Annotated in this window: 25 protein-coding genes and 4 pseudogenes; 11 read left to right on the top strand and 18 right to left on the bottom strand. The window is 64.7% G+C overall.

Translation table 11 applies throughout. The annotated features are described in order from the left end of the window. The 17 genes and pseudogenes from OU682_RS19165 to OU682_RS19085 form a co-directional block, all read right to left on the bottom strand. A pseudogene (locus tag OU682_RS19165) lies at nt 1-77 on the bottom strand (30S ribosomal protein S9); the annotation flags it as partial. 219 nt (nt 78-296) lie between these two features. After that, the gene (locus OU682_RS19160; RefSeq protein WP_268943810.1) at nt 297-827 is read right to left on the bottom strand and encodes a hypothetical protein; all 531 of its coding nucleotides are present in this window, start codon (nt 825-827) and stop codon (nt 297-299) included. 13 nt (nt 828-840) lie between these two features. Then, nucleotides 841-1,959 (bottom strand): zinc-dependent alcohol dehydrogenase, encoded by a 1,119-nt coding sequence (locus tag OU682_RS19155; RefSeq protein WP_268943809.1) that lies wholly within the window; start codon nt 1,957-1,959, stop codon nt 841-843. Nucleotides 1,960-2,264: 305 nt separating this feature from the next. Next, nucleotides 2,265-2,429 (bottom strand): annotated as a pseudogene (locus OU682_RS19150) (IS3 family transposase); the annotation flags it as partial. A gap of 309 nt (nt 2,430-2,738) precedes the next feature. Continuing rightward, a pseudogene (locus OU682_RS19145) lies at nt 2,739-2,840 on the bottom strand (IS110 family transposase); the annotation flags it as partial. A gap of 782 nt (nt 2,841-3,622) precedes the next feature. Beyond that, on the bottom strand, nt 3,623-3,943 hold the full coding sequence (locus tag OU682_RS19140) for a hypothetical protein (RefSeq protein ID WP_268943808.1): 321 nt from the start codon (nt 3,941-3,943) through the stop codon (nt 3,623-3,625). Nucleotides 3,944-4,113: 170 nt separating this feature from the next. Beyond that, the gene (gene tnpB / locus OU682_RS19135; protein WP_268943807.1) at nt 4,114-4,359 is read right to left on the bottom strand and encodes an IS66 family insertion sequence element accessory protein TnpB; all 246 of its coding nucleotides are present in this window, start codon (nt 4,357-4,359) and stop codon (nt 4,114-4,116) included. After that, the gene (locus OU682_RS19130; RefSeq protein WP_268943805.1) at nt 4,356-4,586 is read right to left on the bottom strand and encodes a hypothetical protein; all 231 of its coding nucleotides are present in this window, start codon (nt 4,584-4,586) and stop codon (nt 4,356-4,358) included. Before OU682_RS19130 ends, tnpB begins: the two co-directional genes overlap by 4 nt. Further along, nucleotides 4,561-4,743 carry a transposase gene (locus OU682_RS19125; RefSeq protein WP_268943813.1) on the bottom strand — a complete coding sequence of 61 codons (183 nt, stop codon included), beginning with the start codon at nt 4,741-4,743 and terminating at the stop codon, nt 4,561-4,563. Before OU682_RS19125 ends, OU682_RS19130 begins: the two co-directional genes overlap by 26 nt. 305 nt (nt 4,744-5,048) lie before the next feature. After that, nucleotides 5,049-6,077, bottom strand: coding sequence for a trans-3-hydroxy-L-proline dehydratase (locus OU682_RS19120; protein ID WP_268943804.1), 1,029 nt, complete (start codon nt 6,075-6,077; stop codon nt 5,049-5,051). Then, nucleotides 6,077-7,747: a cis-3-hydroxy-L-proline dehydratase gene (gene lhpI, locus OU682_RS19115; protein ID WP_268943803.1), complete on the bottom strand. Its 1,671-nt coding sequence runs from the start codon at nt 7,745-7,747 to the stop codon at nt 6,077-6,079. Before lhpI ends, OU682_RS19120 begins: the two co-directional genes overlap by 1 nt. Then, nucleotides 7,744-8,745, bottom strand: a complete 1,002-nt coding sequence (locus tag OU682_RS19110; RefSeq protein ID WP_268943802.1) for a 4-hydroxyproline epimerase — start codon at nt 8,743-8,745, stop codon at nt 7,744-7,746. Before OU682_RS19110 ends, lhpI begins: the two co-directional genes overlap by 4 nt. A 1-nt stretch (nt 8,746) precedes the next feature. After that, nucleotides 8,747-9,979: an NAD(P)/FAD-dependent oxidoreductase gene (locus tag OU682_RS19105; RefSeq protein WP_268943801.1), complete on the bottom strand. Its 1,233-nt coding sequence runs from the start codon at nt 9,977-9,979 to the stop codon at nt 8,747-8,749. A 3-nt stretch (nt 9,980-9,982) separates the two neighbouring features. Continuing rightward, on the bottom strand, nt 9,983-10,705 hold the full coding sequence (locus OU682_RS19100) for an amino acid ABC transporter ATP-binding protein (RefSeq protein WP_268943800.1): 723 nt from the start codon (nt 10,703-10,705) through the stop codon (nt 9,983-9,985). Next, the gene (locus tag OU682_RS19095; protein ID WP_268943799.1) at nt 10,698-11,351 is read right to left on the bottom strand and encodes an amino acid ABC transporter permease; all 654 of its coding nucleotides are present in this window, start codon (nt 11,349-11,351) and stop codon (nt 10,698-10,700) included. The genes OU682_RS19100 and OU682_RS19095 overlap by 8 nt, the downstream gene beginning before the upstream one ends. Before the next feature lie 12 nt (nt 11,352-11,363). Continuing rightward, nucleotides 11,364-12,029, bottom strand: a complete 666-nt coding sequence (locus OU682_RS19090) for an amino acid ABC transporter permease (protein ID WP_268943798.1) — start codon at nt 12,027-12,029, stop codon at nt 11,364-11,366. A 50-nt stretch (nt 12,030-12,079) separates the two neighbouring features. Continuing rightward, nucleotides 12,080-12,889, bottom strand: a complete 810-nt coding sequence (locus OU682_RS19085) for an ABC transporter substrate-binding protein (RefSeq protein WP_371832278.1) — start codon at nt 12,887-12,889, stop codon at nt 12,080-12,082. 180 nt (nt 12,890-13,069) lie between these two features. Here OU682_RS19085 and OU682_RS19080 point away from each other — a divergent pair, with 180 nt between their 5' ends. From OU682_RS19080 to OU682_RS19035, 10 genes are all read left to right on the top strand, one after another. Then, a complete protein-coding gene (locus OU682_RS19080) occupies nt 13,070-14,098 on the top strand; it encodes an Ldh family oxidoreductase (protein ID WP_268943797.1) in 1,029 nt (342 codons plus the stop codon). 79 nt (nt 14,099-14,177) lie between these two features. Further along, nucleotides 14,178-14,882: a GntR family transcriptional regulator gene (locus tag OU682_RS19075; RefSeq protein WP_268943796.1), complete on the top strand. Its 705-nt coding sequence runs from the start codon at nt 14,178-14,180 to the stop codon at nt 14,880-14,882. A gap of 109 nt (nt 14,883-14,991) precedes the next feature. Next, on the top strand, nt 14,992-15,954 hold the full coding sequence (locus OU682_RS19070) for a dihydrodipicolinate synthase family protein (RefSeq protein WP_268943795.1): 963 nt from the start codon (nt 14,992-14,994) through the stop codon (nt 15,952-15,954). A gap of 350 nt (nt 15,955-16,304) precedes the next feature. Continuing rightward, complete coding sequence (locus OU682_RS19065; RefSeq protein ID WP_268943811.1) at nt 16,305-17,405, top strand: transporter substrate-binding protein; 1,101 nt, start codon at nt 16,305-16,307, stop codon at nt 17,403-17,405. After that, on the top strand, nt 17,402-17,998 hold the full coding sequence (locus OU682_RS19060; RefSeq protein ID WP_268943794.1) for an ANTAR domain-containing response regulator: 597 nt from the start codon (nt 17,402-17,404) through the stop codon (nt 17,996-17,998). Before OU682_RS19065 ends, OU682_RS19060 begins: the two co-directional genes overlap by 4 nt. Next, nucleotides 17,991-18,884: an ABC transporter permease gene (locus OU682_RS19055; RefSeq protein WP_268943793.1), complete on the top strand. Its 894-nt coding sequence runs from the start codon at nt 17,991-17,993 to the stop codon at nt 18,882-18,884. Before OU682_RS19060 ends, OU682_RS19055 begins: the two co-directional genes overlap by 8 nt. Continuing rightward, nucleotides 18,884-19,804: an ABC transporter permease gene (locus OU682_RS19050; protein WP_268943792.1), complete on the top strand. Its 921-nt coding sequence runs from the start codon at nt 18,884-18,886 to the stop codon at nt 19,802-19,804. Before OU682_RS19055 ends, OU682_RS19050 begins: the two co-directional genes overlap by 1 nt. 27 nt (nt 19,805-19,831) lie before the next feature. Beyond that, nucleotides 19,832-21,451 (top strand): ABC transporter substrate-binding protein, encoded by a 1,620-nt coding sequence (locus tag OU682_RS19045; protein ID WP_268943791.1) that lies wholly within the window; start codon nt 19,832-19,834, stop codon nt 21,449-21,451. A gap of 5 nt (nt 21,452-21,456) precedes the next feature. Further along, nucleotides 21,457-22,416: an acetamidase/formamidase family protein gene (locus tag OU682_RS19040; protein WP_268943790.1), complete on the top strand. Its 960-nt coding sequence runs from the start codon at nt 21,457-21,459 to the stop codon at nt 22,414-22,416. Continuing rightward, nucleotides 22,413-24,182, top strand: coding sequence for an ABC transporter ATP-binding protein (locus OU682_RS19035; protein ID WP_268943788.1), 1,770 nt, complete (start codon nt 22,413-22,415; stop codon nt 24,180-24,182). The genes OU682_RS19040 and OU682_RS19035 overlap by 4 nt, the downstream gene beginning before the upstream one ends. A gap of 234 nt (nt 24,183-24,416) precedes the next feature. Here the strand turns inward: OU682_RS19035 and ltaE are convergent, their stop codons facing one another. After that, entirely contained in the window at nt 24,417-25,445 is a 1,029-nt protein-coding gene (ltaE, locus tag OU682_RS19030) for a low-specificity L-threonine aldolase (RefSeq protein ID WP_268943787.1), read from the bottom strand. A gap of 540 nt (nt 25,446-25,985) precedes the next feature. On the opposite strand from ltaE, the pseudogene OU682_RS19025 reads away from it, so the two are divergent. Beyond that, nucleotides 25,986-26,350 (top strand): annotated as a pseudogene (locus tag OU682_RS19025) (transposase); the annotation flags it as partial.

Raw genomic sequence — 26,350 nt, 5'->3', positions numbered from 1 at the left:
GCCTTCAGCGCGGCCCGCAAGGAGGGCTCGTGCAGCTGAAGAGCCTGGCTGATGCCGTGCTTCACAGCGCCAGCCTGCCGGTCACGTCGGCAGATCACGCACGGCTTGCGCGACAGCTTCCTGCGAAACACGTCCGCAGCCGTGTCGGTCCATGGATAGACCTGCCTGGCCGGGCCAACACCGATGATCGAGACGTCTTCATAGCCCGATCCTTCTGACCCCGTCTGGATCACAGTGGCATAAGTGCCGTCAGGAAGGACTGTCCAACCCATCACCGAAGCTTTGGTGCCCCTCGTCTAGCGGATACCTCGCGCGGAATGACGGGCGGGGCTGCGGTCCTTTCGCCTGTCCAGAAGCGCCACCGCAACCACCGTCACGGCCGCTGCGATTGCGACCTTGCGCGCAAGGCCGGCCTTGTTGTGCTGCCATTCGGCGCCTATTCCCATTTCGGCCGGTACGTTCGGGACATGCCCCCGCCCAAGGTCCTCGGCAATCCCCTCGACCATGTTGATCCGGTCCGCCCCAAGCAGCATTAGCCAGTGCCGCCAGTCGGATTCGCTATAGGCGAAGGCCGCGCGGCGGACCATGCCGCTGATGCCCGAGGGCGGCGTCGACGTGCCGAAGACCGCCGGCCGGCGGTTATGCTCGACCGAGCGCAGCACCTCCACCCCTGGCTGCTGCAGGGGCGGTCGCTCCCACCTCATGCTTGCTTCCGTATCGGCGGAACGGTCGCGCATCGGATAGGTCGGATCGTTCCGGGGGTCGGCATCCACACCCCAGCCATTCACCTTGGCGGGGTCGATCGTCTCGGTGGGGACCTGGTTCATCCTGTGCATCCTTTCAACGTCCGCCATTGGGGTAGAGAACGGGCTTGATGCAATCATCGAGCTTGGCGGAGAACATGTGGTAGGCGTCCGGCAGTTCCTCGAGTGGCACCCGGTGGGTGATGAGGGCCTTGGGGTCGATCCGGCCCGCGCGGACATGCTCGATCAGCCGGGGCAGCAGCCGCTTGACCGAGGCCTGGTTGGCGCGGATCGTGATCCCCTTGTTCAGGACGTTGCCCATCGGGACCATGTTGCCGGTCGGACCATAGACGCCGACGATCGAGACGACCCCGCCCTTCTTGACCGAATTGATCGCCCAGTGGAGCGCAATGGCCGATCCGGCCTCAATCTTGAGCTTCTTGCCCAGAAGGGTGCGGAGAGGACTGCCCGAGGCATCCCCGCCCACCGCATCGATGCAGACATCGGCCCCAAGCGAGTCCGTCTGCTTCTTGATGAAGACAGCCATGTCGTCGATGGACAGGAAGTTGTAGACCTCGGCCGGGCAATACCGCCGCGCGAAGTCCAGGCGATAATCCAGGTGGTCGATCACGATGACCCGCCCCGCGCCGAAAAGCCAGGCGCAGCGGGCGGCCATGATCCCGACCGGCCCGGCGCCGAAAACCACGACGGTATCGCCGACCTGGATGCCGCCCATCTCGGCAGCCTGATAGCCCGTGGGCACGACATCCGTCAGCATCACGGCGTCGTCGGGATCCATCCAGTCGGGAATATGCGCCGGTCCCACATCGGCATAGGGCACGCGCACATACTCCGCCTGCCCCCCGTCATAGCCGCCCGCCGTGTGCGAATATCCGAAGATGCCGCCGACGGCGGTCGCCTGGGGATTGGCCTCGTGGCAGTTGCCGAACAGCCCCTGCTTGCAGAAATGGCACTGTCCGCAGGCGATGTTGAAGGGGACCAGGACGTGGTCGCCAGGCTTGAGGTTCGTGACCTCGGGGCCGACTTCCTCGACCACGCCGCAGAATTCGTGGCCAAAGGTCATCCCGATCCGGGTATCCGGCACCAGCCCGTTGTAAAGATGCAGGTCCGAGCCACAAACGCACGAGCGGGTCACACGCACGATCGCATCGCGCGGATGCTGGATGAGAGGTTCGCGCTTGGAACTGACCCGCATGCGGCGCGGGCCCCTGTAATCGGCAGCTAACACGGTCAATTCTCCTCGCAGACTGCGAGAGCAACCTCGGCGGGCAGAAAGTTGTTCCGAAGCTGGGGCTGAAAGCTGACGCCTGCGGCTCCCGGCAGGGGATCAGCAAGCTCGAAGTAGGATCGTGACCAAGGAACTGGGAACGCGACAGGACGGGTAGTCTGTACCCACTGTAACGGGTCGCATCGGTCGAATCCATGAGACCATTTTCAGCCTCGTGGCGGGTCTGACGGTGAGAGGGTCCTGCTGCGGCTGCCGGGCTGAATGTAGGCCTAAGCGATGCGCTGCTTCTCAGCCCCAAGTCATCGGCGTGGAACTGACATGTTCCGGGCCATTAGCGACCCTGACTGCCAAGAGCTTGCGGTGCAGTTTGATGATCTGGTTCAGAGACAAAAAGAGCCGCTCGGAGGTGAAAAATCGTCCAGCACATTCAGAAGCCTTGGCACGTTGAGCTTCGGGCTGATCGGGCTTTTCGTGGGGCCGGTGGTTCTGGCGGTGTTCTACGACCTGGTCGTGGTCTGGCTGCGACAGGACCCCGACGCGGCGGCGGGGCGGTAAGGGGGCTTTCGGCCGATGGCCGTCCTGACGCGGGGCGGAACGCAGAAAGCCTCCTGCGCGGGAGGCTCTCAAGCTGCTGATGCAAGGTTTTTTCTGGTTGCGGGGGCACGCTTCCAGAAATTCTCGCCTTTATATCAAGCGGTCGAATACGACACACGCGCTCGGATGGCCTAGTGTTCAGTCATGGCCTTCGGGTCAGAGAGCCGTTTTCCTCGCCAGACCCGCCGCCCACCCTGACGGATCGAGATCGCTGTATCCTTCAGAGAAACATCAAGTCCAACATACTGGTCCATGGCCATTCTCTATCCAATGGTGCGGCCGAGCCGTCCATCAGCCAGGCAGCCTCCTCATATCGGGCGGCGGCTCGGCTACACGACATAGAGCCTGAGAAGCGCGACGCGCGATTACCCCCATGTCTTGCGAGGCACAGTCGCCTTGGCAGAAAGGTGCTGTGGAGAACGCCAACAAGCGTCTCAGACGATGGTTCTGACGCGACATCGATCCGAACACGCTCTCTCAGGAGGGACTTCGTCAGTTCTGCGCGGGCCTGAACGCCACGCCGCATAAGTGCCTGGGCTACCGAACACCGTCCGATGCGTTTCGAGATGAACTGATACGATTGGAGGCACCACCATGAACCCTGCCCGGAAGGATTGGTGCATTCAGAACGGAGCCTGCACGGACACGGGCCCTATAACGTCGCGACCGGCCAGCGCCTGCGTGTGCTGCGCTGCGCCTACGGCGGGCAAGAACACCGGCGCCGTCAGGTGGGAGTATGGCGGGGTACGCGGGTCTCGCAGCCACCAAGCGGAGGCGATTCATCTGTTCCATGACCCCTCCACGCCGCGTTCTGCAGGGGCTGGAAGTTGCGCCAGATCAAGTATCGGAAAAGGCCCGTGTCGTGCCATAGATCGACGCAGCTTTCGGCCCCGCCCGGCGGATGGGTCGCTGCCGCGGGGAACCTGGCTAGCCGCGTTCGTGGCCGCAGCGGCGGGACATTCACATAGTGCGATCGTGCCGCCGCACCAGATTCCCGTCGCCACGTGAATTTCCGCTCTTTGATCGGCAGTGCGCTTCAAGGGTGGAAAGACCAGACGCTGACTATTCTCAGCCCAAGATCTGCCGCACTGCAGATCAAGACGCAGCCGGCATCGTGGAACTGGTTAATAGGCTCCTCGATGATCACATCTATTCCGAGATCGCAGAATTGCTCAATCAGCAGGGGCATTCCCCGGGAGAGGCCGCGCGCCCCGGCCGTCAACACGTCCGCTTCACCGCCCGCCACGTTGGCTATATCGTCCACCAGTACAATCTGCGCTCGCGCTATGACCGGCTGCGAGAACGCGGAATGCTGACAAAGCAAGAGGTCGCCACGCGCTTGGATATCCACCAGCATACGGTGCCAGGTGGGCCAAGTTCGGTCTCATCACCAGCCATGCCTACAATGGGCACTATTGTCTCTATGAACTTCCGACAGCGGACCTGCCGCAAAGGCATTTCAGCCGATGGGATCGCCTCGAAAATCGGGTCGCTGCGCGCACAACGAAGGCCAGCCAGCCAAAACTGTCAGCTGAAGAAACAAGAGGTGTAGTATGAACGCAAATGGTTATAGGCCATCATCAGGCCCGTGCCGTCCCAATACAAATGCTTCAGCCTGTCTGCCTGGCGCGAGCGGAAGACAAACACCGTGCCGGTAAACGGATCCTTGCGCAGCACCGACGACACAATCGCGTTCAGACCATCAAGACCCTTCCTGATGTCGACAGGCTGCGTCGAGACCAGCACCCGCACCGGATTGGACGGGAAGATCATGGCGAGGGTCCGATTGCCCGCACAATCTCGGCAATTTTTGCGGCAGACGTGGCGCCATTAAGCCGGATCATCACCTGACCTACGGCAATCTCGATCGGACCAGAGGATGCTGTGTCGGACTTGACCGGCTGACCTGAAAGAGCTGGCTCCGGCACAAGGGCACCGCCATCCGACAGCATGATCGGTGCAAAGCAAAGGCCATCATCCTCGGCCGCAGGCAAAAGCAATCTGCCATCCCGCGCCCGACTGCGCCATTCCGACAGATGTTCGCCCGAAGACCATACCGCGTGCAACCGAATTCACCGTGGCGCCCGGCTTCAAGCTCTCGGCCACGATCCGCGCCTTGATCTCATCAGGCCACCGGCGCTGCCCATTGGCCCGCATGTCCAACCCGTAATCCCGGAGAAACTCCACCGTAGTCGCCACTGCGATACTCGAACCCAATCTGCGTCAGGCGGGGAATCTCAGGTCTGGAGGTTATGTGGAAGGTGAGGTCCAGCTGCGCTTACAACCTCAACGAAACGGACATCTCGATGAACGCGGTCGCTGCAGCCGATCGCGACATGCTGATCGCCGAGTTCGATAAGATCTGGATGCCCAAGGTCCTCGCAATCGCGCGCCTGCGAGAGATCGGCAGCACGCTCTGAACTCTTGCGATCAAGGCAGCGATCACCCCCCTTGTGACTCCGCTAGTGTGCGCCCCAGGTGTCGCTGAGCCGATAGCCTTCGGGCCAGGGATCGGCGGGGTCCAACATGTGCTGATGGGTGCCCGTAATCCAACCCCGCCCCGACAGTTCGGGCAGGACCGCCGGCAGGCCGCCCACCGTCGTCTCGCCCAGAATCCGGCCAGTGAAGCGGGACCCGATCAGCGAAATGGCCGTCAGCCAATCCTCGGAGCCGATCTGTCCGCGCGCATGCAGCAGTGCCAGCCGCGCCGACAGCGCCGTTCCAGTAGGCGATCGGTCGATCTTGCCCGGCCGGATCGCCACGGCTGAACGCGCGGTCAGCGCCTGTCCGTCGCGTGTTACGGGCCCCGCAAAAAGGCAGAACGAGATATGGCGCCAGTCCGGGTTCTCGGGATGGACAAAGCCCAGTTGCGCATTGGCTGCCGCTGTGATCCGCATCCCGAGCCGGGCCAGATCATGCGCCTCGTCCGGCACCAGCGCAAAGCCAAGCGCGGCGGCATCCACGCAGACGAAACTGTCGCCACCATAGGCGGTGTCGACGGCCAGGATGCCAAGCCCCTCGACCTCCAGCGGCGCATCAAGCCGCGCGGCGAAGCTGGGCAGGTTCTGCACGTGGATCCGCTCTGCCTTGCCGTCGCGGCATTCGGCGCGCACCCGAACCAGCCCGCCCGGCGCCTCCAGCACCAGATGCGTCTCGGGCTCATGCATCGGCACGATTCCTGCATCCAGCAGCACTGTCGCCACGCAGATGGAATTCGAGCCTGACATCGGCGGCGTGTCCTCGGGCTCCATGATGATGAAGGCGGCATCGGCATCGGGGTGCTTGGGGGGCACCAGCAGGTTTACGTGGCGAAAGACACCGCCCCGCGGCTCGTTCAGCATGAAGTTGCGCAGATTGCCGTCATGGGCAATCCAGCGCGACTGCTCCCAGAGGGTCGCGCCCGGGGGCGGGGCAACACCGCCCACGATCACGTCGCCGACTTCGCCCTCGGCATGGGCCGAGATGACATGGATGATCTTGCTCGTGCGCATCAGGCCTCCAGCCATCGGGGCAGAGACGGCGCCCTGCCGGTGAGGGCCGCGGCGGCACAATCGGCCATGCTGCCAAAGCGCAGCGGGCGTCCGCTGAGACCCGGTCCATAATGAGCGTATTTCCCCGAATTGGTCATCACCGCCCGCGTGGCAGGGGGAAACACCGGCTCGGAGATCGAGCACCAGCAGAGGTCGGGGATGACCTGCGCGCCGGCTGCTGTTAGCTGGTCAAGCGTGCCGTCGGCCTGTGCCTTTTCAATAACGTTGCGACCTGCGGTCACGATGACGGGGATGACCGGCCGCTGCCCTGCCAGCGCTTCGGCTAGTGCCCGGCACTCGGCGAGCGAGGCGTGGGGACTGCCGATGGCGACCAAATCGACAGCGTCGGGGCCGGCGTTCAGTGCGCGCCAGGCCTCGGCCAGTTCGGTTCGCGTGACAGCGCGATGATCGGCGTCAGGAGACAGGCGATGGGCCTCGGGTGTCACGCCCTCCACATGCAGCATTGGGGCGGCCGAGGTCGTGCCGAAGGCGGCGCAGAGCGCCTTGAGGTCGTCGGGCGCGGGTGCCGCCTTTGCCAGCCCCCGCAACAGCGGGATGCGGTCGGGCGAGAGGCCGCCCGCCAGCCAGCCGATCAGCGGCCAGAGCGCATCATCGGCCCCGGCCGGCACATCGAAGTCCAGGACCCGCATGGCGGCACGGTGCTCGTCCAGATAAACCCCGGTCAGGGGCGCCCGTCCGGTCAGCGCGATGCAGAGGTCGAGGAAGTCGGGATGCTTCCCCGTCCGCGCACCCAGCACCGAGTTCGCATAGATGACGGCATTGGATTCCGACCAGGCGATCTGGTCATCCTGCGCAGGCGCGTTGTCCAGAAGATAGGGCGCGCAGGTGAAGCTGGGCTGACAGCCCATGCGGACATAGGCGTCCGCCAGCCGCTGCGCCGGGCCGCCGAACAGCGCGGGCACGCCTTGGGTGCGCCAGTTCTCGCGGTCGACCGAGATCGCGTTCATCGTCGTCGGAATGCGGACGCGGGCCCCAAGGCTTACCATCGCCTCGGCAAAGGTAAGATTCGCGGGACTGGCATAGATGCAGCCGTCGATATGGCCCTGCGTCACGTCCAGCAGCCCCGCCGCGCCTTGCGCTGCGGCCATTCGCGTCAGGATCTGCATGGCCTGCTGCACCGCCGGACCTTCGGCCCCCGCCAGCATGGCGCGGTCGGCATCCGTCAAGGTCAGCGCGCCCTCGGGCAACGGGGCGAGTGGCACGCGAAGCTCACCCGCGAAAATGGCGTCCCTTGTGATACGCGCCTCGGGCTGGCGGGCGAGTGCGGCGAAGTCCTGCGGGGTCAGGCGCAGGACCGGCAGCGGTCGGTCGAACATCCGGCTCGCGATCAGCGCGCCGAGCGTCACTACATCCTCGGGCTCGGAAAAGACCAGCGCGGCGGGCGCGCGGCCTTGAAGCACCATGTCCAGCAGCACGCCGGACCCTGTGCAGGACCCTCGCGTGCCCGGCATCAGCACGATGGCACCCGAAAGGCAGCGCCCGTGCAGCGGGTGATGCACGTCGATCACCGTGGCGGTTGCCGGGTCGATCCCGCCCCAGAAGCTCAGCGGCTCGGTCGTCGCAATGACCGGGCCTTGGGCCGTGCCAGACAGGATCGAGACGCCGCTCATGTGACGACGAAGCCGTGGGCATAAGGGTCGCGGTCGTCGATGAAGATCGTGTTGATCCCCGTCTGCCGCGCCCATCCACCGATCGACGGAATGATCGCCGGGCGACCCGCAACGGTGGTTTCCGCCTCGACCCGGCCCTTGAAGATCGAGCCGATGATGCTCTCGTGCCAGAACTCGTCGCCCGGCTTCAGTTTTCCCTTGGCGGCCAGTTGGGCCATCCGGGCCGAGGTACCGGTGCCGCAGGGGCTGCGATCGATGGCCTTGTCGCCATAGAAGACCGCGTTGCGCCCATGCGCGCCGGGCTGCGTGGGCGCGCCGGTCCACAGGATGTGACTGAGACCGCTGATTTGCGAATGCTCGGGGTGAAGGAAGTCGTATTTCTCATTCAGCGCGCGGCGCAGGGCCGGCGACCAGCCGATCAGCTGGCCGGCGGTGTGGTCGGCCATGTCGCGGAAGTTTGGCTGCGGGTCGACGATGGCATAAAAGTTGCCGCCATAGGCGACGTCAACGGTGATCTCGCCAAGCCCCTCGACATGCGCGGTGAGCCCTTCGGCGTGAAGAAAGCCCGGCACGTTGGTCAGGCGGACCTCCTCGACGAAGCGCCCCTCTTGCCGGTAGGTGATGTCCACCTTGCCGGCGGGCGTGTCGATCGACAGCCGGCCCGGCTGGCGCGGCGTGACGAGTCCGTTTTCAAGGGCCATCGTGATGGTGCCTATGGTGCCGTGGCCGCACATGGGCAGGCAGCCCGAGGTCTCGATGAAGAGGACGCCGATCTCGCAGTCGGGGCGGGTCGGCGGATAGAGGATCGCGCCCGACATCATGTCATGGCCGCGCGGCTCGAACATCAGGCCGGTGCGGATCCAGTCGAACTCGCGCAGGAAGTGGGCGCGGCGCTCCAGCATGGTTGCGCCCTCCAGCAGCGGCCCGCCGCCCGAGACTAGCCGCACCGGGTTGCCGCAGGTGTGCCCGTCGAGGCAGGAGAACGTGTGGTTGGCCATGTCAGAACCTTTGGGGCGAGAAATACTGCGGGTCAATGACGGACGGCGCGCCCGTCACGAGGTCCGCGACCAGCCGGGCGGTGCCGGCGGATTGGGTCAGGCCGAGATGGCCGTGACCGAAGGCATAGATGATCCGGTTCGAGGCGCGCGATGGCCCGATCGCCGGCAGCGTGTCGGGCAGCGAGGGTCGGAAGCCCATCCACTGCTTGCCGCCCTGCGTGTTCAGGCCGGGCAGGAACGTCTTGGCCTTGTCCAGCATCGCCTCGGCCCGCCGGAAGTTCGGCGGCAGGTTCAGCCCCCCCAGTTCGACCGCGCCGCCCACGCGGATGCCCGTCGAGAGGCTGCTGACGACAAAGCCGTGCCCGCCGAAGATGATCTGCAGCCGCAGATCGAAGGCATCAGGCGGAAGCGTGGTGTTGTAGCCGCGCTCTGTCTCAAGCGGGATGCGGTCGCCGAGGCTCCGCGCCAGACCCTTGGAATGAGCTCCCGCCGCCAGAACAGCGTGATCCCCTTGCCAGTTGCGGCCTTGCGCGGTGACCGTAACACGGTCTGCGTCTGCCGTCAGGGCAGTGATCCGCGCCTGCTCGATCACACCGCCTTGCGCACGAAAGCGGTCGGCCAAGGCCAGGACATAAAGGCGCGGATCGGCGATGGAATACCAGTTCGGGGTGAAGGTCCCGTGGGTGAAGCGCGGCGAAAGGCCAGGCTGGATCTGCGCCATCTCCTCGGCGTCCAGGTGGCGGAACTCGACCCCGTGATCGGCGCGGGCCTGCCATCCGGGCAGCGACGCCTGCAGCTCTGCATGCGACTCGTAGACCTGCAAGCTGCCGTCCTTGCGCAGCATGTCGCGCGTGCCGGTCGCGTCCAGGAACGGCTCCAACTCGGCGCGCGAGAGGTCCATCAGCAGGGTCTGCGCGACTGTCGAACGGGCCACTCGGGCCGGTGCGCAGGCGCGCCAGAACCGGAACATCCAAGGCGCAATCCGCAGCGCATAGCGAGGCGGCACCGACAGCGGCCCGAGCGGGTCCATCAGCCAGCGCGGCGCCTTGCGCAGAAGGCCCGGCGACGCAAGCGGCAGGATATCCGTGAAGGCAAAGGCGCCCGCATTCCCCGCAGAGGCCCCTGCCGCCGGCCCCTCGCGGTCCAGAACCGTCACGCTCAGCCCCCGCGCCTGCAGCGCCAGCGCAGCAGAGATGCCGATCACCCCGGCGCCGATCACGATCACATGGGTCATGGTCTAGTGCGTCGCGGCCAGGAACTTGCGCAGGTCGGGGCTTTCGGGCGCTTCGAACAGTTGCGCGGGCGGCGCAATCTCGGCCATGACCCCCTGGTGGAAGAACGCCACGCGGTCCGAGACCTCGCGCGCGAACTTCATCTCGTGCGTGACGCAGATCATCGTCATCCCCTCGGAAGCCAGCAGGCGCAGCGTGTCCAGCACCTCTCCCACAAGTTGCGGGTCGAGGGCCGAGGTCACCTCGTCGAACAGCATGTAGTCAGGCGACATGGCCAACGCGCGGGCGATGGCCATCCGCTGCTGCTGGCCCCCCGACAGGCGCGAGGGATAGACGGTCAGCTTGTCGCCAAGGCCCACATGGTTCAACTGGCGCACCGCCTCGGCCTCGGCCTCCGCCTTGGGGCGGCCCAGCACCTTGCGCTGCGCCAGCATGACGTTTTCCAGCACGGTCAGATGCGGAAAGGCGTTGTATTGCTGAAAGACGATACCGATCTTGCGGCGCAGCTGGTTGAGGTTGGTGGACCGGGCATGCACCTCGATCCCATCAACGAGGATGCGCCCGGAATCGATCGGCTCCAGCCCGTTGATGCAGGTCAGCAGCGTGGACTTGCCCGAACCGGAGCCGCCGATGACCGTCAGCACCTCGCCCTTGGCGACGGTCAGGTCAATCCCCTTCAGAACCTCGAGGGCGCCGAAGGACTTGCGGACATTCTCGATCTCAATCACGGGACCACTTCCTTTCAAGATAGCCGCCGAACCGGGCGATGGGGAAGGAGATGAGGAAGTAGAACGACCCGCAGACGATCAACAGGAACAGCGGCTCCTGCAGGCGGGTGATCAGGATCTGTGCAGATTTCAGCAGTTCGACGACCTGCACGACATAAACCAGCGCGCTGTCCTTCATCACCCCGAGCGCGAGGCCGATCCAGGACGGCAGCGCTATACGCACGGCCAGCGGCATCACGATCGAGGTCATGTCCTGCCCCCAGCTGAGGCCCAGCGAACGCGCGGCCCGGCGCAGCGTCGGTGGCACGGCCTCGATCCCGCCGCGCACGATCTCAGCGCAATAGGCGGCGGTGTAGAGCGACAGCACACCGCAGGCGACCGTGAAGCCCGAGACGCGCCAGCCCAGCACGGTGGTCACGAAGGCATTGGCCAGGACCAACTGGATCAGCAGCGGGATCGAGCGGAAGATGTCCAGAACGAAAGTCAGCGGCGCCGCCCACCACGGGCCGACCTGATAGCGGAAGACGCCGAAGACGATGCCCATCACCGTACCGAAAAAGACCGCGATCGCGGTAACGATCAGCGTCACCCCGGCACCGCGCGCCAGAAAGATGAGGTCGTTCGTGGTCAGTGCCGTGTCAAACATCGCGGGCGCCCCTCAGTAACGGAACAGCCGCGCCGCCAGCAGGCGGGCCGACAGGGTGACGGTCTTGGTGATCAGGTAGAAGATCATGGCGGCTATGGCGAACAGCTCGAAGGTGCGGAAGGTGCGGGCGTTCAGGTCGCTGGTGACGCCATAGAGGTCGGTGTTCATCGCGACGACCGTGCCGAGCGAGGTCATCAGGATCGCCCAGACCATCTGGTTGGTCATCGGCAGGAACGAGATCCGCAGCATCTGCGGCATCACGACGTAGCGGAAGGCCGCGATGGGCGTCATGCCCAGCGAGCGCGCGGAACGGGTCTGCGTCTCGGGGATGCCCTTCAGCGCGCCGCGGAAATTCTCGGACAGGTAGCCGGCGTTGTTGAAGGCGATGCCGATCAGCAGTGACAGGTAGGGCGAGAGGTGGATGCCAAAGCCGCCGAGCCCGAAATGCACCATGTAGATCTGGAACAGCGCGGGCGTGTTGCGCGCGATCTCCACCCATGTCGCGGCGACAGCGCTCAGGATGCGGCTGCCGGACAGGCGGAACAGGGTCAGCACGATGGCGATGGAGATGCCGATGACCATCGACAGCAGCGCCACCTCCAGCGTGACCAGCGCGCCTTCCAGCATCCGAGGCAGCGATGCCATCGCCTGCGCCCATCGGAAGTTATAGTTGAACATGCCGCCCTCGCTTTTGCCCGGGGCACTGAACGCGCCCCGGCCTACTCAGATTAGCGATAGACGCCCTGCACCGTCAGGTCGGCCGGCTCGCCCTCGCCAACCCATTTGGCATAGAGTTCCGCATAGCGGCCGGTGCGGACCTGCTGGTTGATGAACAGGTTCATGTAGTTGATCAGGCCGTATTCTTCGCGCAGCGTGATCAGTGCAACATAATCCGGCACCATCGGCGCCTTGTCCACGATCTTGATGCCGGGGAAGTTGCCCGAGGCGACATTCGCCTGGGCCACCTCGACGGTCGAGACGGTGGCGTCCAGCTGCCCCTGGCTGAGGGCCAGGAAGACGTCGGCCTGGTTCTGGTAGGGCCGGAATTCGCCCTCGCCCCATTCCGTGACCTTCTCCTCCAGCCAGATCGCTTCGTAGGTGCCGGCGGTGGCGCCGACGGTCTTGCCGCGCATGCCCTCCCAATCGGTCATCTCGACGCCCTCATTGGCGACAACCGCGTTCTCAAAGGCGTAATAGGGGATGCTGAAGCCTACGGTCTTCGCGCGCTCCAGCGTGTCCGAGGTCGAGGCAACGGCAACATCCACCCGGCCAGACATCAGCGCAGGGATGCGTTCGGGAAAGGTGGTTTCGACGATCTCGGCCTCCACGCCAAGGGCGGCGGCCAGATCGTTGCAGTAGTCGACATCGAAGCCAACGGGGTTGTTGCTCTCATCGCGCGAGCCCATGGGCGGGAAATCCAGCACCACAGCGCAACGCAGGGTGCCGGACGAGATGATATCGTCCAGCTTGTCGGCGAATGCGGGGCCGGCAAGAGCAGCGGCCAGCACCAGGCCGGGTACAACATGCTTTATTTTCACGATTTTCTCCCTGTGGTCGCAAGACAAGTATTGTTCTTATGCATCAACTATCTGCCCGCGCCGGTAAGAAATCAAATAAAAAATACAATGAGTATACAACTACTATCGATCGCAATCTTCTGTGGACATTCTGTATGCAATTGGACACCCTGCTGCTGACCCTGCTGCGAAAGGTGCGCCATGACTGCGATCTCGTTCGAGGACCTGCAACGTCGGATCGCGGGCATCCTGCGCCGCGCCGGAATGAACGACACGCAGTCCGAGGCCCTTTCCGGCATCATCGCGGCAGGCGAACGGGACGGGTGCAAATCGCACGGCATCTATCGAATCGAGGGCGTGCTGCGCACGCTCAAGGCCGGCAAGGTCAACGGCCGCGCCGAGCCGGTTCTGGCCGAGGATGACGGCCGCGGCGTGATCCGGGTGAACGCAGGCCATGGCTTTTCCACCCCCGCCTTCGAACTGGGCCTGCCTCTGCTGGTTGCCCGCACGCGCGAGTTGGGGCTGGCAGCGATGGTGGTCAACGACTGCACCCATTTCTCGGCGCTCTGGCCCGAGGTCGAGGCGGTGGCAGAGCATGGCCTTGCGGCGCTGGTCATGTGCCCGAGCTATGCCAGCGTCGCGCCAGCGGGGGGCACCGCCGCGCTTCTGGGCACGAACCCGCTGGCCTTCGGCTGGCCCCGCTCCGGACAGCCTCCCTATGCCTTCGACTTCGCCACCTCGGTCGCTGCGCGGGGAGAACTTGAGCTGAAGCGCCGTGCGGGTGAACCCCTGCCCCAAGGCTGGGCAATCGATGTGAACGGCCAGCCCACAACCGATCCAGACGCAGGGCTGGCAGGCGCGATGCTGCCCTTCGGCGGGCACAAGGGCTCGGCGATCGGGACGATGATCGAGCTTCTGGCCGGAATCATGATCGGCGATCTGACCAGCCCCGAGGTGCTGGAGCAACTCGGAACGACGGCGCTGGCGCCTCATCATGGAGAACTGATCATCGCCCTTTCGCCCGAGGCCTTTGTCAAGGGCCGCCCGGGCGATCCCTTCGCGCGAGCCGAGCGGCTGTTTGACGCAATCATCGGTCAGGGTGCGCGGCTTCCCTCTGCCCGCCGCAGGGCGGCGCGAGAGCTGGCCGAGCGCGATGGCATTTCCCTAACCGCTGCCGAGCTGGCCGAACTGGAACGGATGCAGCGGCATGGACTTGATGCGGTGAACTGAACGCGCCTCGATTGTCACACGCGGCGGGCGCGCCTATTCGCGTGGCAACATTCTATCTTGCCTGCAAAAGGAGCCCGCCATGACCAACACTGCATCCGAAGGCCAGCCTGAACGCAAGCGTGGTTCGGGCGCCCGCGTGGTCTATGAAAGTCTGCGCGACGAGATCCTCGACCTCAGTCTGGCACCCGGCAGCCCAATCGACGAGGTGCAGTTGGCCGAGCGTTTCAGCATGTCGCGCACCCCGATCCGCGAGGCGCTGGTCCGGCTTGCCGGCGAGGGATTGGTCGAGACGCTGCCCAACCGCTCGACCATGGTGTCGAACATCGACTTTCTGAACCTGCACACCTTCTTCGACGCGATCACGCTAATGTATCGCGTCACCACCCGGCTGGCGGCGCAGAACCATGTCGTGACAGATTTGGACATCATCCGCGGTCACCAAGCCGAGTTCGCTGCCGCCGTCGCCGCCCAGGATGCGCTGGCCATGATCGCCACGAACCGCGCCTTCCATGCAGCCATCGCCGAAGCCGGGCGCAACCCCTACTATACCGCGCTCTTCCTGCGGCTTCTGGATGAGGGGCGACGCCTGCTGCGACTCTATTATCAATCCTTCCAAGATCAACTGCCGCGCGAATTCGTGGACGAGCATGAGGCGATGATCGCCGCGATTGCCGAGCGGGATCTGGACAGGTCCGACCGACTGGCGCGTGCCCATGCAGACCAGATCGTGCGCCAGATCCAGCAATTCTTAGCCCGTGACACCCGGCAAGATATCGCTCTTTAGCAACCATGAACAAGCAGTCAAGTATCCTGTCGACAAATAGAATGCAAAGCCTATGATGCGCCGAGGATCATGGGCATTGGCCCGTGCAATGCGAACCGAGGAGTGAGCCATGGATACGAGCGTGTTTGCCGGAGTCATCCCGGCGCTGATGACCCCCTGCAAAGACGACCGCAGCCCGGACTTTGACGCGCTTGTACGCAAGGCAGGCCAACTGATGGACGCGGGCATGACGGCGGTGGTCTATTGCGGCTCTATGGGCGACTGGCCGCTGTTGACCGATGCGCAGCGCATGGAGGGCGTCGCCCGGCTGGTCGCGGCCAGGATCCCGGTCATCGTGGGAACGGGCGCGGTGAATTCGCGCCTAGCGGTCGAGCATGCAACTCACGCAGCCGAGGTCGGCGCGGCCGGTCTGATGGTCATCCCGCGGGTCCTGTCGCGCGGCACCTCGGCCATCGCTCAGCGCCATCATTTTGAGGCTATTCTTTCTGCCGCGCCCGAGCTTCCTGCCGTCATTTACAACAGTCCCTATTACGGGTTCGAGACCAAAGCTGACCTGTTCTTCGCTCTCCGCGCGAAGCACTCGAATCTTGTCGGCTTCAAGGAGTTCGGGGGCCCACAGGCGATGACCTATGCGGCTGAGCACATCACCAGCGCGGACGACGGTGTCATCCTGATGGCCGGGGTCGATACGGGCGTCTACCACGGCTACGTCAAGTGCGGTGCGACGGGCACGATCACCGGCATCGGCAACGTCATTCCCAAAGAGATCCTGCATTTCGTGAACCTGGCGCAAGCCGCCGCCGCCGGCGACTTGGAAGCCCGGCAGCGTGCGCGCGAACTGGGAGAGGCGTTGGAGGTTCTGTCTTCCTGGGACGAGGGCACGGACCTCGTGCTCTATTACAAGCATATGATGGTGCTGCAGGGCGATCCTGAATACGCGCTGCATTTCAACGCGACAGACGCCCTGACCCCCAGCCAGAAGGCCTGGGCGGAGCGCCAGTTCGACCAGTTCCGCAGCTGGTATGCTGAATGGAGCGCTCTACCAGGCGTCGTCCAAAGCTGCCGCGCCTGACACGGAACGCGCATTTGCCTGCGAGCGTGATGCGCGCCGGCCCTGCCTGGTCCCGCTCCCGCAACTAAGCTGACACTGACCGCCTGCAACTGGCGAGTAACTGACCACGGAAAGCAACCATGAACTCGTCAGAGTGCTGCCGGGTCAGTTACATCGGAGTGCGCCCGGTGTAGCTTGCCGACAGTGTGCCGGACATTTCGGCAGATGCATCTTCTCGAGTCGATTAACTGTTGACTGCCGGGCGCGGCATGTCTCATCGTCATCCTGACATACTTGGCAGCCAGGCCTCGCGATCCGTTCGCTCTTTCGAGCACAGGGATCTGCGAGGCTTTTTGGTTTTAGGCGGGACTATGGCACGGAAGATAGAGATCGGTGTTCTATTCTCTCGCTCGGGGCCCTACCGGCTGATGGGCGAGGCAAGCCGGAGTGGCGTGCTGAAGGGCGTTGCGCAGGTCAACGAGCACAACCGTTTCGACCTGTCATTCCACCCGGTCGAGCGCGATCCGGCCGGAGATGTCGATGCCTATGCGCCGCTCAGCGAGGACATTCTGAGCACGTCTGGCGCGCGACATATCATCGGCTGCACCACATCGTGGAGCCGAAAGGAGGTCATCCCGACATTGGAACGGCTCAACGGGGCGCTTTGGTATCCTGTGCCATACGAAGGGTTCGAAGCCTCGGATCGCATCGTCTACACGCATGCATGCCCAAACCAGCACCTTCTGCCCCTGCTTGATCATGCGTTCAGATCGCACGGCAAGCGCGGCTATCTAACGGGGTCGAACTACATCTGGGGCTGGGAGATGAACCGCCTTGCGCGCGAGGTGACCGTCTCTGCCGGCGGCGAGATCCTTGGCGAGCGCTATCTGCCGCTCGGCTCCACCGACGTCTCGCGGATCGTGGCGGAGATTGCCGCCCTTCGCCCGGACTTCGTTCTGAACCAGTTGATCGGGCCATCACAATACGAGTTCATTGCGGCGATGTCGCAGCTTCGTCGCCGCGATCCGCATTTCGCCAGTCCCCGCTGCCCCATTCTTTCCTGCAACCTCACCGAATGCGAGTTGCCCGTCATGGGCGCGTCGGCTGACGGGATCGTCGCGGCAGGACCCTGGTTCCAGGGCATGCCCGCACTGCTTGCGGGACAAGAGCAAAAGCAGGATTTCGGCTCGTCGTTCGAGGCGGCGGCCTTTGCATCCGTGATCATGCTGGCGGAGCTGCTGACTCACCGACCTGGCGCTGAAAAGCTGCCTCTGGCGCAGCTTTTGGCGCTGCCGGTCGCGCGGAAGCTGGGGATCAGCGCAAGAACCCACCACACGCGCCTGCCGATCGCCATCGCGCGGGTCGAGAACGGCGGCTTCAATGTCCTGAACATTTTGGAACCCATTGAGGGCGATCCTTATCTGACCGCTGGACCCGATGTGCCGCGTCCTGTGCTGCGGGTGGTAACATGAGCCGGCGCCTTCGCATCCCTGATCTGGGCGGGGCAGTTGCAGTCATCCTACATCGCCCCCACCCCACGGTCGCGGCGCTGGCCCGTCAGCTGGAGGCCATCGGCCTGCGGACCCTGTGCCACTGGCCCGACCTGCCGCCTGCCGTCCAGTCTGCGGACTACCTGTTCATCGACGTGGATCCGGCGCACGAGGACCAGTTTCCCTGGCTGCCGGGGCCCGCGCCCATGCCCACAATCGCGCTGATCGGCTCAGAGGCTCCTGGCAGGATCGAGTGGCTGATGAACTTCGGCGCCGATGCACAGATCCTCAAGCCGGTTGGGACGGCGGGGGTCTACTCGGCCCTGCTGATCGCCCGTGCGACCTTCGATGCACGCGCCGAGATGAGTGACCAGATCGACAGCCTGCGCCGCCGTCTGAGCCAGCGCCAGGTCGTCGTGCGCGCCGTCGCCCTGCTGGCAGCGCGGGGCAAGTCCGAGGACGCGGCCTATGACCAGCTGCGGCAGATGGCGATGGCCTGGCGCATCAGCTTCGAAGAGGCGGCCGATCGGCTCGTCGAGAATGCCGCGACGGACAAGGAGGCCGACAATGGTTGACACCGCTCATGTCCAGCTTCAGCCGCCCATCGCGCCGGCGAGCGTCCTGCGCAGGCTCATGCGGCGCAAGCTGGCCCTCTTCGGCCTCGCGATCATCGCGGTTGTGGTGGGCGCTGCGATCTTCGCGCCTTGGATCGTCCGCTACGCCCCGAACGAGCAATTGTTCGAGGGGCTGACGCTGGAGGGCGCCCCCATGCCGCCCGGCGGCGAGTTCCTGATGGGCACCGACCTTCTGGGCCGCGACCTCTTCAGCCGGATGCTCTATGGCGCGCGCACCTCGCTCATCATCGGCATCGTCGCCAATGGCGCGGCGCTGACGATCGGCACGCTGGTCGGGATCACCGCTGGCTTCCTGCGGGGCTGGGTCGGCGCGATCCTGATGCGCTTCACCGACCTGATGATGGCCTTCCCCGCCCTGCTGCTGGCGATCTGCCTAGCCGCGATCTTCCGGCCCTCGCTTTGGATCGTTGCGATGGTCATTGCGCTGGTGAACTGGGTGCAGACCGCGCGCGTCATCTATACCGAGACGACAAGCCTCGCCGAGCGCGAGTTCATCGCGGCCGAGCGCACGCTCGGGGCCTCGGGCGCGCGCATCCTCCTGCGCCACATCCTGCCGCATCTTGTCCCGACGCTGATCGTGTGGGGCACGCTCGGCATCTCGGTCACGGTGCTCTTGGAGGCGACGCTGAGCTTCCTCGGAGTCGGGGTGCAGCCGCCGACGCCCAGCTGGGGCAACATCATCTTCGAGAACCAGACCTATTTCCAGGCCGCGCCTTGGCTGGTCTTCATCCCCGGCGCGGCGATTCTTCTGCTGGCGCTGGCGTTCAACCTGGTCGGAGACGCGCTGCGCGACGTTCTCGACCCGACGCAGCGGGGGCGCGACTGATGGCCGGATATCTTTTCCGCCGTCTCCTTCAGGCGGCGCTGATCTTGCTCGGCGTCAGCTTCATCACCTTTGTGCTGCTTTACGTTCTGCCCGCAGACCCCGTGCGCCAGATCGCCGGACGCTCGGCCACACAGCAGACGGTCGAGAACATCCGCCAGCAGTTGGGTCTCGATCAGCCGCTGCTGGTGCAATACGGCCGCTTCTTGGCTGGGCTGGTGCAGGGCGATCTGGGACGCAGCTATCTGCAGCGGACCGAGGTCAGCACGCTTATCGCTTCGCGCTTGCCTGCCTCGCTGCTGCTGATGGCGGGCGGCATCCTTTGCGAGCTGCTGATCGGCCTAACGCTCGGTGTGATCGCGGCGCTCTATCGTGGGCGGCCCTTGGATCAAGGGCTGATGGTCACCAGCTTTGTCGCCGTCTCGGCGCCGCAATTTGTGGTCGGGCTGCTGCTGCTCTATGTTTTCGCGGTCCAGCTGGGCTGGTTCCCCATCGGCGGCTACGGCACGCTGGCGCATCTGGTGCTGCCCGCAGTGACGCTCGGGATCATGGGCTCCGGCTGGTATTCGCGCATGATGCGCTCGTCCATGATCGAGGTGCTGCGCCAGGATTATATCCGCACCGCCCGCGCCAAGGGCCTGACGCGGGGACGCATCCTCTTCCGTCACGCGCTGCCGAATGCGATCCTGCCGGTCATCGCCATGATCGGCATCGACATCGGCATCTTCATGGGCGGAATCGTCGTCGTCGAAAGCGTCTTCGGCTGGCCCGGCATCGGCCAGTTGGCCTGGCAGGCGATCCAGCGCGTCGACATTCCCGTGATCATGGGGGTCACCATGGTCTCGGCCGGGTTCATCGTGCTGGGCAACCTTCTGGCCGACATCGTCACCCCCTTCATCGACCCGCGCATCAAGATGCGGTGACACCTCAACCACAACAGGGAAAACAAGATGAAACGACTGCTTCTCTCTTCGGCCCTCGTCATGGCCGTCGCGCTGCCGGTCGCCGCGCAGGACTACACGCCCGACCCGAACGCAACGCAGGGCGGGACGATCACGATCACCTACAAGGACGACGTGGCGACGCTGGACCCGGCCATTGGCTATGACTGGCAGAACTGGTCGATGATCAAGTCGCTCTTCGACGGGCTCATGGACTATGTCCCCGGCACGACCGAACTGCGCCCCGGCCTTGCTGAAAGCTACGAGGTGTCCGAGGACGGCACCGTCTTCACCTTCACCCTGCGCCAAGGCGTCACTTTCCACAACGGTCGCGAGATGACGGCCGAGGACGTGAAATACTCGCTCGACCGGGTGACGCTTCCTGAAACGCAATCCCCGGGGGCAGGCTTCTTCGCCTCAATCCAGGGCTTCGACGAGATCTCGTCGGGCGAGGCAGACACACTGTCGGGCGTCGAGGTCGTCGATCCGCAGACGGTCCGGATCACCTTGTCACGCCCCGACGCGACCTTCCTGCATGTGATGGCGCTGAACTTCGCCTCGGTCGTCCCGCAGGAGGCTGTCGAGGAGGCGGGCGCGGATTTCGGCAAGTCGCCGGTCGGGACTGGCGCCTTCAAGCTGGCGGACTGGGTCATCGGCCAGCGCCTCGTCTTTGAGAAAAACGAGGATTACTGGCGCGACGGCGTGCCCTATCTGGACGCCATCACCTTCGAGGTCGGGCAAGAGCCGGTCGTCGCGCTGCTGCGCTTGCAGCAGGGCGAAGTGGACGTGCCGGGCGACGGCATCCCGCCGGCAAAGTTCCAAGAGGTAATGGCCGATCCCGACCAGGCCGCGCGCGTGGTCGAGGGCGGGCAGCTGCACACTGGCTACATCACGCTCAATGTGGGCATCGAGCCCTTCAACCAACTCGCCGTGCGCGAGGCGGTCAACATGGCGATCAACAAGGACCGCATCATCCAGGTCATCAACGGCCGCGCGGTGCCCGCGAACCAGCCGCTGCCGCCGTCGATGCCGGGCTATACCGAGGGCTACGATGGGTTTGCCTATGACCCCGAGGGCGCGAAGGCCAAGCTGGCCGAGGCCGGGCTGGCAGACGGCTTCACCACCGAACTCTACGTGATGAACACCGATCCGAACCCGCGCATCGCGCAGGCGATCCAGCAGGACTTGCGCGCCATCGGCGTCGAGGTCGAGATTCGCAGCCTCGCGCAGGCCAACGTGATCGAAGCCGGCGGCGCGGGCGAGGCCCCGATGATCTGGTCGGGCGGCATGGCCTGGATTGCGGACTTCCCTGACCCCTCGAACTTCTACGGTCCGATCCTCGGCTGCGCGGGCGCCGGAGACGGCGGCTGGAACTGGTCGAAGTTCTGCGACGAGGGCATCGACGCCATGGCGACCAAGGCCGACAGCTTCACCGACCCGGCCGCCCCGGAGCGGCTGGAGCTGTGGTCCGAGGTCTATCAGCGAGTGATGGCCGAGGCGCCCTGGGTGCCCGTCTTCCACGAGCAGCGCTACACGATGAAATCGGCGCGCATGGGCGGCGATGACTCGCTCTATGTCGATCCGGTCTCCATCCCCGTCAATTACGACTATGTCTACGTGACCGAGTAAGCCTCATGTGCAAGAACTGTGACTACACGATCCACGGCGCGCAGCACCATTTTGGCTGGGACAACTCGATTGCTCCCGCTCAGACCGTGGCGCCAGGATCGACGATTCTCTTCAACTGCATGGATTCTTCGGCGGGCCAACTTGGCCCGTCGAGCACCGTCGCGGATGTCGCGGCGCTGGATTTCGGCAAGATCAACCCGGTCTCGGGACCCATCTTCGTCGAGGGCGCCGAGCCCGGGGATGCGCTGAAGGTGACGCTGGAGGATTTTGCCCCGCGTGAGCAGGACGGCTCGGCCTGGGGCTGGACGGCAAACATTCCGGGCTTCGGGCTGCTGGCGGACCAGTTCACCGATCCGGCGCTCTTAATCTGGAAATACGATGCCGCCACGCTGGCCCCCGCGCTTTGGGGGCAGCATGGCAAGGTCGCGCTGAAGCCCTTCACCGGCACGATCGGCGTGGCGCAGGCCGAGCCGGGGTTGCACTCCATCGTTCCGCCGCGCCGCACGGGCGGCAATCTGGACATCCGCGATCTGGCCAAGGGCACGGTCCTCTACCTGCCCGTAGAGGTGGCGGGGGCGCTCTTTTCAGTCGGCGACACCCATGCGGCGCAGGGCGACGGCGAAGTCTGCGGCACTGCCATCGAGAGCCCGATGGACGTCACGCTGACGCTGGACCTGGTGAAAGGCGTGAACCTGAAGATGCCGCGCTTCACCACACCCGGCCCGGTGACGCGGCACCTGGACACCAAGGGCTACGAGGTCACGACCGGCATCGGCCCCGACCTGATGACCGGCGCGCGCCAGGCGGTCGAGCAGATGGTGGACCTGCTCTGCGCGCAGCACGGCATGGCAGCGGTGGACGCCTACATGCTGGTCTCGACCTGCGGCGATCTGCGGATCTCGGAAATCGTCGACATGCCGAACTGGGTGGTGTCCTTCTACTTCCCGCGCTCGGTTTTCGAATGATCGCAGCGCCCGAAGTCGTCGCAGCGCCGCTTCTATCGGTGCAGGGCCTGACGGTATCGGTCAGGGACAGGGGGGTCGTGCGTCCCCTTGTCCAGGATCTCAGCTTCGATCTGCGACCGGGCGAGACACTGGCGATCGCCGGTGAAAGCGGGTCGGGCAAGTCGATAACCTCGCTGGCGCTGATGGGCCTGCTACCGGCAAATGTCAGCGTCACCTCAGGCCAGTTGCTGCTGGACGGCACCGATCTGGCGCGGCTGCCCGAGGCCGCGATGCGGCCTCTGCGCGGTGCCCGGATTGCGATGATTTTCCAGGAGCCGATGACCTCGCTCAATCCGGTGCAGACCATCGGCACCCAACTGACCGAGGCGATCCGCGCACATGAACCCCTCGGTCGCGCCGAAGCGCGCGCCCGGGCCATCGAGGCGCTGCGCCAGGTCCGGATCTCGGAACCCGTGCGGCGGATGCGGCAATATCCACACGAGCTGTCGGGCGGGATGCGGCAGCGCGTGATGATCGCGATGGCCTTGGCGCTGCGCCCCGCGGTGCTGATCGCCGACGAGCCGACGACGGCGCTGGATGTGACCGTTCAGCGCGAGGTACTGGACCTGCTGCGCGACCTGCAGGCCCAGACCGGCACCGCCGTGATCCTGATCACGCATGACATGGGCGTGGTGGCCGAGACGGCGGACCGCGTCGTCGTGATGCAGGCGGGCCGCATGGTCGAAGAGGGGCCGACCACCAGGATCTTCGCCGCACCCGGTGCTGAATACACGCGCGAGCTTCTGGCCGCCGTTCCCCGCCTCGGCACCGGGGCCGAGCGCAACGCGCCCTTGCCCCCGGAGGCGCCGGTTCCGGTCGCCCGCCTGTCCTGCACCTCGGTCCACTACGACATCGGCGCCAACTTCCTCGGCCGCCCGACCCACCGGGTTCACGCCGCGCTTGGCGTTTCCTTCGATATCCGCCCTGGCGAGACTTTCGGCCTGGTGGGAGAAAGCGGCTGCGGCAAGTCAACGATCGCAAAGGCCTTGGCTGGCCTCGTGCCGCATGAGGGGCTGATCGAGATCGGGGGAAAGCCCCTGTCCTCCCTGACAGCGCGAGAGCACAAGGACATCCGCCGCGACGTCCAGATGGTATTCCAGGACCCGATGGCCGCATTGGACCCCCGGATGAAAGTGGGAGACGCCGTGGAAGAGCCGCTGGTGATCCACCGCATCGGCACTCCGGCGGAACGGCGTGCCCGCGCCGAAGATCTCTTTCGGCGCGTCGGCCTCACCCCGGACCAGATGTCCCGCTACCCGCATGAGTTCAGCGGCGGCCAGCGTCAGCGCATCTGCATCGCCCGGGCCTTGGCGCTGCGCCCGAAGCTGATCATCTGCGATGAGAGCGTGTCGGCGCTGGACGTCTCGGTCCAGGCGAAGGTGCTGGCGCTTCTGCAAGAACTGAAGACAGGTCTGGGCATGTCCTACCTGTTCATCAGCCACGATATGGCCGTGGTCGAGAACGTCGTGGACCGCTTGGCGGTCATGTATCTCGGCCAAATTGTCGAGATGGGAACGCGCGACCAGCTCTTCGGCAATCCGCAGCATCCTTATACGCAGCGACTCCTCGATGCAGTCCCGATCCCGGACCCGGCGCGCCGGTCGCGGAGCTATCTCCGCCCGACCGGAGAGATACCGTCTCCCCTGCGGCCGATAGGTGAGAGTCCCCCACCTGCCGAGTTGATCGACACGGGCGGTGGACATCTGGTCGCGAGATACTCAGATTGATTGCCTCAGCGCTCCTTAACCGCAAGCGGCTGATGCAGTGCCGCAGCCACCTGCCCTGCGAGGCTACGTTCGTTGCCAAGGAGAGTGCACCAGGCGGACCCACGCGTTATACGGCACGTCCGAACGACCGCTTTGAGGAGGCTGCATTGCAGCACCACCAATGGGATCACCGTTTGGCATAGGCTGTGCGCGGCACTGGCAGAGAGCCATTATACTCTGCGCCGTGTTACCGGGTTAGTGAGGCGCATCCCCTGAAAAGTATTCCTCGCACGCATCCCGGACCCGATTGACAGACGCATCATCGACGTCCAGATGCGTGACCCATCGCAGGCTGCCATAGCGGCCGCCGACGGCGATGCCTCGATCGGCCAGGAAGCGCCTGAAAGCTTCTACGTCGGTGGCAACCGGAGTCATGAACACCATGTTGGTTTGCGCGGATCCCGATCCCAGTTCTGGAAAGGCTGCAAGGACATCTGCCAAGCGTGCGGCACGGGCATGGTCTTCAGCCAGTCGCCCAACATTGTGTTCAAGGGCATGAATGCCCGCAGCGGCCAGGATGCCCGTCTGCCGCATCCCGCCACCCAGCATCTTGCGCAGCCTGCGCGCGGTCCGGATCAGATCTCTCGATCCGGCCAGGACCGACCCAACGGGCGCCCCCAGCCCTTTCGACAAGCACAGCGAGACCGTATCAAAGCCCTGTGCGATCCCATCAGCCTCGCATCCGGTGGCGACGGAGGCATTCATCAGCCGCGCGCCATCCAGATGAGTGGACAAACCATGCCGATGCGCCAGTTCTGTCGCAGCCGCCAGATAGGCAGGGTCAAGCACCAAACCGCTGAAGGTGTTCTCCAGGGTTAGAAGCCGGGTGCGCGCATGGTGGAAGTCGTCGGGCTTGATGGCCCCTTCGATTAGTGCCAAGGCGATGGTCCCGTCCGGCTCGTTCGGCAGCGGCTGCGGCTGGATTGAGCCCAGCACCGCCGCTCCGCCTCCTTCGTAAAGGAAGGTATGGGCCTTGTGCCCGACCAGGTATTCGTCGCCCCTGGCACAATGCACCATGAGCCCGGCCAGGTTCGCCTGTGTCCCTGAAGGAAAGAACAGCCCCACCTCCTTGCCAAGGCGCTCCGCGGCCATGGCCTCCAGCCTGCGGGTGGTCGGACAATCCTCGTAGACCGCGTCTCCGACCTCTGCCGAGGCCATGGCGGCCCGCATCGCTGCATCCGGCCGCGTCACGGTGTCCGAGCGGAAATCGTCCATGATTGTCATGTCACCGTCCCCTTTTGGCATGCTCAGCATAGCCCGCGGGCAGGAAAGCCGGTGCCGGGCGGAAGATCAAGTTAAAGGTGGGAACTGCGGGCTCTGCCTGAGCGACCCGTCGACTAGCACTTTGAGGAGCGGGCAACTAGTTCGCGGCTTCAGTGTAGATCTGCTGACGTACCCGCCTGCCTGTCCGCACGGCATCTGGATTTTTTTAGGGTGCCGAACGAGATCGCAAGTGAGGCACGGGGCTAGGGTCAGATGGTCACCGGCGATGTTCCGGTAAGGTCTGGTTGCTGACACCAACTTGGACCGGAGATTTCACCGATGACCACCGACTTGATGAACTTCCGCGACCTCGTGGAGAAGACGCCTGATGCCGACCTGCTGCGCGAGATGATCGGCTTTGCGGCGGAGCGGCTGATGTAACTGGAGGTTGGCACCGTAACAGGGGGAGCCATGGCGAGATGCTCTGCCCCCTGAAAACTGGACCGTTTGAAGCTGGAGTTTTCGGCTAACCTTCCCTGGCTGGGAGAGGAGCTGAGAACCATGAAGGCATCGAAGTTCACCGAGGCGCAAAAGGCGTTCATTCTGAAGCAGGGCGAGGAAGGCACGCCGGTTGCGGAGATCTGCCGGAAGGCTGGGATCAGCCAGGCAACCTACTTCAACTGGAGTAAGGAGGATCAGTGAACAGTCCGGTGGACTGTTCACCCGACGAACGCGATACGGCGGGCTGCTGCCGGACGAGATGCGCCGATTGAAGGCGCTCGAAGACGAGAACAGCCGCCTCAAGAAGATCGTGGCGGACCTGACGCTCGACCGGGAAATGCTGCAGGACGCCATCCGCCCATGGCCTTGAACCCGTGCCGCGTGCCCGCGCCATCCTGCGAATGGCAGCCGCACAGGCAGGCCAT

It is taken from the genome of Paracoccus benzoatiresistens (assembly GCF_026913015.1).
Taxonomy (GTDB): domain Bacteria; phylum Pseudomonadota; class Alphaproteobacteria; order Rhodobacterales; family Rhodobacteraceae; genus Paracoccus; species Paracoccus benzoatiresistens.
The sequence above is the reverse complement of the archived record's forward strand: the minus strand, read 5'-3'. Positions and strand labels throughout refer to the sequence as shown.